Here is a 6,821-nt window from a genome sequence, read left to right as displayed (position 1 = left end):
GGTCGTGCGGGGCGCCATTGGCGTCGAGCAAGGCCAGAGCGGCATCCACCATCGGCGGTGGCCCACAGAGGTAGACCTCGGTCTTGCTGATGTCCGGTTCGCGGCGGCTCACCACGTCGGTGACATTGCCTTCTTCGACGACGATCGACCCCGCGGGCTGTGGGTCCATCGATTCCGACAGGCAGGCCACGAACGTGAAGTCCGTCAGCCCTCGTCCGAGTTCGAGGATCTCGTCGACGTAGAACAGGTCGGCGGGAGTGCGGGCACCGTAGTAGAAGTGCACCGGGCGGGTGTTGGCTGTCTCGCTCATGTGCCGCAGCAGCGAGAGGACCGGGGCCATCCCCGCCCCGCCTCCGATCAGGACGATCGGCAGGACGTGGCCTTCTTTGAGGGTGAACGACCCGTACGGGCCCGTCAGGGCGATCTCGTCGCCAACCGAGATGCCGTCCTCGAGCAGGCCGGCGAATTTCCCGCCGGGGTACTTCTTGATGAGGAACTCCACCCGGTCCGGTGTCATCTGGGTGGTCGCCATGGAGAAGGACCGGTGTTCCTCGCTGCCCGGGATTGTCAGGTCGGCGTACTGGCCGGGTTTGAACTCGAACGTTGCCGGCTCGACGGGCTGCAGCTGCAGCGACACGATGTCCTTGGTCATCGATTCGATCGCTACCACGCGGGTACGCACGTCTTGGATGGGAACCCCGCCGAGAAGTTCGTCCTCGTCGAAGTTGAGCAGTTCGATCGTGCAGTCACTGTATGCGGTTGCGCGGCACAGCAGTACGTGCCCCTCGTCGACCTCGGATTCGTTGCACGCAAACGTCGAGTAGTTCTCCATCTGGATATCGCCGTCGAGGACGTAGGACTTGCAGGCCGAGCACCGCCCCTCACGGCAGCCGTGCATCAGGTGGATGCCTTGCCGGAATGCGGCATCGAGGATGTACTCGTCTTCGCCGACTTCCATCTCGATGTCGACGGGCTCGAAGTTGATACGGTGCTTGTCGGCCACGGGCCATCTCCTGGGCTTTTGAAAGAATTGTGCTGGTTGCGGTGGGCGGCGCCGTGGCGGTCAGGCGCCGCCCACCGAGCCGGGTCAGGCAGGAACGGTGCTGCCTGCGCGGTATGCGGCGATGTGGGCGTTGCGTTCGGCGTCGGACATCTGGTTCAAGAGCACGTTCGGGCTCTGGAAGGTGTTGCCCCGCACGTCGTCGAGGGTCCACATCTTCTTCGGGTCGTCCAGATCGAGGTGCGGCTGGCCGACCAGGGTCTTGCCGTCGTCGCGAACGTATCCGAGGTCGGAGACGATGTCGGCGAGGTCCTTGCCGTGGTGCAGGGTTTCCCATTCACGGAACCCGGTGAGCCGTCCCATGTTCGGGGTCGGCTTACCCTGGTACTCGCTACGGAACGCGACGGCGTCGGTCCAGTAGCAGGTCTCCGAGCAGTAGGTCCGCCACTGGTTGTCCACCTTCTCCACGACCATGTCTTCGCGGATGAGGGCGGGCACCATGCAGGTCCAGCACCGGTGCGGGTACTGGTACCCGACCTCTTCGAATGCGATCGGCTTGTTGCGGCCGGGGTAGGCGAGCCGGTTGTACTCCTCCCACCACTTGCCGTACTTCGAGTACCAGCCCGGGTACTTGTGTTCGAACCACTCGAAGTCCTTGTCGGTCATCGCATCGATCCGCCAGTAGTTCACCGGCCAGCCGGTGGCGAAGAACCGGGCCGTCTCGTGGACGTAGCCCTTTTCGGTGATCCGCTTCCACGCCTCCTCGACCAGGTCGTGCGGAATCGTCAGACCGTACTTCTCGAGCGGAATGAGGTAGCTGCGGTAGTAGTCGTCGTAGATCCACCGCCGCCACATCTCGGCGTAGCTCTCCCGGTCCTTGCGGCGGTCCTTGGTGCCGTACTCGATGAAGGTGCCGATCGCGGCGTCGACGACGCAGTGGTTGTTCCACCACGCGTACCGCAGATCGCGTTCGAGCAGTGGACGGTTCCGTTCGTCGGCGAGGGCCATCAGCAGGATCGAGTAGCCGTTGGAGATGTGCCGCGACTCGTCCGACTGCACCGAGTGGAAGACCGTCGGCAGCAGGTAGTCGCCGTTGGCGGCGGCCTCGTCGGGCATGGCCACGAACAGGGTGTTGGTGAACGCGGTTTCGGCGACCACGGTCAGGTAGATGTTCGCCGAGGTGATCGCGTCACCGGTGATGAACCCTTCACCGAACTGCCGGCCGATGGTGCCCGCGTAGTTGTTCGCGAACGCCTTCTCCGTCATGTCGAACCCGGCGGGATCGATGTAGTTGTTCATGTACAGCTTCTTGAGGTTCATCTGGATCGTCGAGTGACGAACCTCGTCGATCATCTGTACCGCAAGCCCGTTGTGGATTTCGGGGTTGGGCACGGCGTCGATGGCCATCGGCATCGCTCGGGCGGCGGAGATCTCCGGGAACGGAATGATCGACAGGAACAGCTTCTGCCATTCGAGCCACCGCTGCTGCACCTGGCGGAACATGTTGCCGCGGATTGCACCGTCCATGGCGCCGTACACGCGGTTGTCTTTCTCCTCCTCCATCGGGAAGTAGGACCGCATGATCTGCTTGAGAGGGTCCTTCTTGGGGGCCTTCTCGAAGGTGTAGTCGGTTCCGAACCGGGTGGCCGGGGTTGCGAATGTCGGATCCCATGACAGTTCGGTGATCTTCGCGTGGGCCTTTGTCAGGCTTTGCCTACTCAATGTGCGCCTCCTGAATCGGGTGCCGGCCGGGTGCCGGCGGTGGGGACGTTGTGCAATGAATTGAACCGCGTAATCCAGCTCTCGAGCGTCTCAGTGTGAGACGGGAGTCACATCCAGACGGTTTGTCGGGTGCCGGCACTGATCCGGCGCTAGGACAGGTCCGACCTGCAACCGGGAGATCGACGATGGGATCACCGCCACAGAATGTTTCGCCTCGGTGAAGGCCGACCGAAGCGACCTTCGTGGGTGGCACACTCGCCGGCGTCGGTGTCAGCGAGCGGTGACCGTCGCCCCTTGCTCGCGCCGGCGGATGGCCGCCCCACTGCTCCGCACGATCGCCGAATGCCGGGCGGTGATGCGCCGGAACTCGGGCGACGAGCAGTGCCAGCGCCTCGAGCGCGATGTGATAGTCGACGTGCTCGCCCTGCATGCCTGGCGAAAAGACCGCCGCCACTGCCGCACTCGGAATATCGCGTGCAACGATGAAGCGCAAGATCCGAGGATTCGACATCGAGTGCGAACACGCCGCGATGTCGGCGTATCAAATTGAGACACCCATGAACCCGCCTGTGCTGGGATGCTCCCAGCCGGGAATACTCATCCGGCCAGCGCATGTGGAAGATAGGAGCCATCGAGGACCAATCCCCCACGGACTCACCACAGTCACCTGCGTACCGGAAGCATGTCGACCGCGGTGCCGCGGGGCGATTCAGCGCGAGCGCGTCGACCACGGTTGCTGAATCATCCAGACTGGACGTGGTGCATATGCCCGGCGGCGCGCACCGAAGAAGACCCTGAACTGGGTACAGGGGATTCGACGCGCCGTCCTGCGGGCGTGCCGTCCGCCATGCCGCGGAGGTGGCGGGCGGCACGCAAGCTTCAAAACCTAGGCCTTTCCGGCCCAGAACAGACACCGCAAACCCGAGCCATCGGCCGCAACACGGTCTCTTCGGCGCTCAGTCGCAACCCGGCCGGTAAGAGCTGCAACCGTCCACAGGCGAAACCTGCTTCGAACCACCATCTGACAAACAGGACCGATTCACCAATGACATCCCTTCTGATCCACGCCGTCGTCGCAGTCATCTCGATCGCCCCGCACAACAGGCTGTCAAGGACGCGATCGGTTCTTGCTGCTCTGGCCCAGACATACGCGACCGAACGATGGATCACCGCCGATGGGCTCCGCCCTGAGGACGTCGCCGAGGCACCCAACACGGCACCTCATACAGGAATGTTGATCTCGAGAATCGACACGTAACACGTCTCAACACAAAGCGATTCATCCATCATCACGCTCAGCGGACGGAGTGCCGTGCGATCTGTTCCTCCGCATCGGCGAGAGGCGCCTCGGCGGCCGAACCCTCGTCGATGACGTCGAAAGCTCAGACCCGGAGTTCCGCACTGAGGGTTCGGATCTTCGGGAGAGCGGGAAACCGATCGTCAAGGTCGCTCGCTGCGGGTCCTCGGTAACTCGGTCGCCAAGGAGTGCGCCGAACCGCCGATGGCCTGTTTCAGGGCGATCGGTAGCCGCATTGCGCCGCTGCAACGGAGGTACCGTGGTCCGCAGGGGTACGTGAGATGAAAGTGACGGCTTCATGCCTTCCGGCGGCAGAGCGAACGTGGGAAACCTTCCCCACGAACTGACGAGTTTCGTCGGTCGACGCCGTGAGATCGCCGAGGTTCGCCGGCTGCTCTCCGTGTCGCGGCTCGTGACGTTGACGGGCATCGGGGGCGTGGGAAAGACGAGGCTGGCGCTGCGGGTCGCCGCCGATTCCGGTCGCGCGTTCGACGACGGTGTGTGGTTGGTCGGGCTGGGCGAACTGCACGACCCAGGCGCGGTCGGCGACGCAGTGTCGTCGGCAGTAGACCTGCGTGAGGGCCGGGACGCCGCACCCGAGACGCTGCTCGTCGAGTACCTCGCGGCGCGGAAACCGCTGCTCGTATTGGACAACTGCGAGCACCTTGTCGAACCGGTCGCAGACCTCGCCGTAACCCTTCTCCGCGCATGCCCGGAACTTCGGATTCTCGCGACCAGCCGGGAACCTCTCGGCATTGGCGGAGAAGCCGTGCTCCGGGTGCCGCCCCTGACGATGCCGGAACCAACGGCGGCCGGTGGGGGTCTCGGTCACTACGAGGCAGTGAGCCTGTTCGCCGAACGTGCGGCTATGGCGGTCCCGGGCTTCGCTGTCACCGAGAACAATCAGGATGTGGTCGCGGCGATCTGCCGTCGCCTGGACGGTCTGCCGCTCGCGATCGAACTGGCGGCAGTACGACTGAGGGTGATGTCGCTGGAGCAGATCCTGCAGCGGCTGACGGACCGGTTCGGTGTGCTGACTTCGGACAGTCGGGGGGCGCCGGCCCGGCAGCACACTCTGCAGTGGTGCATCGACTGGAGCCATGAGTTGTGCACTCCGGCCGAGCGGGCGATGTGGGGGCGGCTGGCGGTGTTTTCGGGCGGCTTCGACCTCGACGCCGTCGAAGCGGTCTGCACCGACACCGTCGCAGAGGACGAGGTTGTGGATGTGGTGGGCTCGCTGATCGACAAGTCGATCCTGATTCGCGAAGCGGACACCGCGGGGGCGGTGCGGTACCGGATGCTCGAGACGCTGCGTGACTACGGTACGGAACGGTTGCAGGAGACCGGCGAGTTCGGATCGCTGTTGCGCCGGCACCGGAACTGGTACGAACACATGGTGCTGCGGGCGGAGTCCGACTGGATCAGTTCACGGCAGGTAGCGTGGATCGGGTGCCTCGACGCAGAGCAACCGAACATCCGGGCTGCTCTGCAGTTCTGCCTGACCGGCCCGAGAGAGGCGGATGCGGGACTGCGCATGGCGGCAGCGTTGTACCCGTACTGGCGGGTGCGGGGCCGACTGCGTGAGGGGATGCGTTGGCTGGCACAACTTCTGGCCGTTCAGGGCGGCACACCCAGTGTGGGTCGGATCAAGGCGTTGCATGTGCTCAGTGTGCTGTCCGGGTTGCATGGTGACCCGGAGGCGTCGGCACTGTATGCGGAGCGCGGAGGCGCCCTCGCGGGCCAGCTCGGCGATCGAACCGCAACGGCGCTCATGGCCGAGGCCGTCGGCCATCACGCGCTGATCACCCGAGATTCCGTGACGGCGTGTGAACACTTCGAGTCCTCGCTCGCGGTTTTCCGCACGGACGGCAACCTGCTGTACATGATCTGGTCCCTGTTCGGACTCGCGCTGGCCAGTCACGCGGACGGCAACCGGATCCGGAGCGAGGAGTGCCACCAGGAGATCCTTACGATCACCGAATCGCGGGGCGAGTCCATCTACCGGGGATGGGCGCTGTGGGGTTTAGGGATGGGTGCCTGGGAGCGGGGCGAGCACTCCCGCGCTAAGGATCTTCTCACGCGGGGGCTACAGCTCGCGCTCTCGGTGGACGATCGCGCGAGTGCTGCGGGGTGTCTGGAGGTCCTCACGTGGATCGCTGTGGATGAGGGAGCTCTCCAGCGCGCGGCCAAGCTGATGGGTTCTACCGAGGCTCTCGCCCAAACGGTCGGTAGCCCGTACACCATCTATCCGAATCTTCGTGTCCTACGCGACCGATTCGAGCAAAAGCCTCGTCCGGCGATCGGTGACCGCGCGGTCGAGACGGAGTTCCGGCACGGCCTCGGGATGCGATTCGAAGACGCCGTCGACTACGCACTCGACGCGAAGGGCCCGCCCAACACCTCAGTCGAGCCGGGGCCCACGATTCTCACGCGGCGGGAACAGCAGGTAGCCGAACTCGTCGCCGAAGGCCTCACCAACAGAGCGATCGCAGCCAAGCTCGTCATTTCGCAACGCACCGCACAGGGCCACGTGGAGCACATCCTTTCGAAGTTAGGATTCACCTCCCGCACTCAGATCGCGGCATGGATCGTCGCGCAGACGCAGGGGCGGCAGTCCTGATCGCACGTCGCCGAAGATCGCACAAGCGGATACCCGCACAGGCCGTGCCTCACTCGAAGCGCGGAGGGCACTGCCGCCGCCGCCCCACAGTTGCCCGGTCACATCCTGGAAGCAGACGATCACCGGGTCTTCGTGTCATTCGAGCATGACTGACTGATCGCACCGGTCCGCTGGCGGGGATC

At 64.5% G+C, this 6,821-nt stretch carries 3 protein-coding genes; 1 reads left to right on the top strand and 2 read right to left on the bottom strand.

Going from position 1 to position 6,821, the window contains the following annotated elements:
- Positions 1-1,003: 2Fe-2S iron-sulfur cluster-binding protein (locus MLGJGCBP_RS49820; RefSeq protein WP_160098006.1), on the bottom strand; the 1,003-nt coding region annotated here is incomplete at its 3' end.
- Between the two features lie 84 nt (positions 1,004-1,087).
- On the bottom strand, positions 1,088-2,722 hold the full coding sequence (locus tag MLGJGCBP_RS49815) for a methane monooxygenase (RefSeq protein WP_160104074.1): 1,635 nt from the start codon (positions 2,720-2,722) through the stop codon (positions 1,088-1,090).
- Positions 2,723-4,317: 1,595 nt separating this feature from the next.
- On the opposite strand from MLGJGCBP_RS49815, the gene MLGJGCBP_RS49810 reads away from it, so the two are divergent.
- Positions 4,318-6,639, top strand: coding sequence for an ATP-binding protein (locus MLGJGCBP_RS49810; RefSeq protein ID WP_160094374.1), 2,322 nt, complete (start codon positions 4,318-4,320; stop codon positions 6,637-6,639).
- The last annotated feature ends 182 nt before the right edge of the window (positions 6,640-6,821 follow it).

Source organism: Rhodococcus sp. T7, from assembly GCF_009872365.1.
Lineage (GTDB): Bacteria > Actinomycetota > Actinomycetes > Mycobacteriales > Mycobacteriaceae > Rhodococcus_F.
This window is presented reverse-complemented; position numbering and strand designations above follow the sequence as displayed.

What these genes read in the sequence shown, in the direction of transcription:
- MLGJGCBP_RS49810 (WP_160094374.1), top strand. Translation starts at nt 4,318, where the DNA reads ATGCCTTCCGGCGGCAGAGCGAACGTGGGAAACCTTCCCCACGAACTG.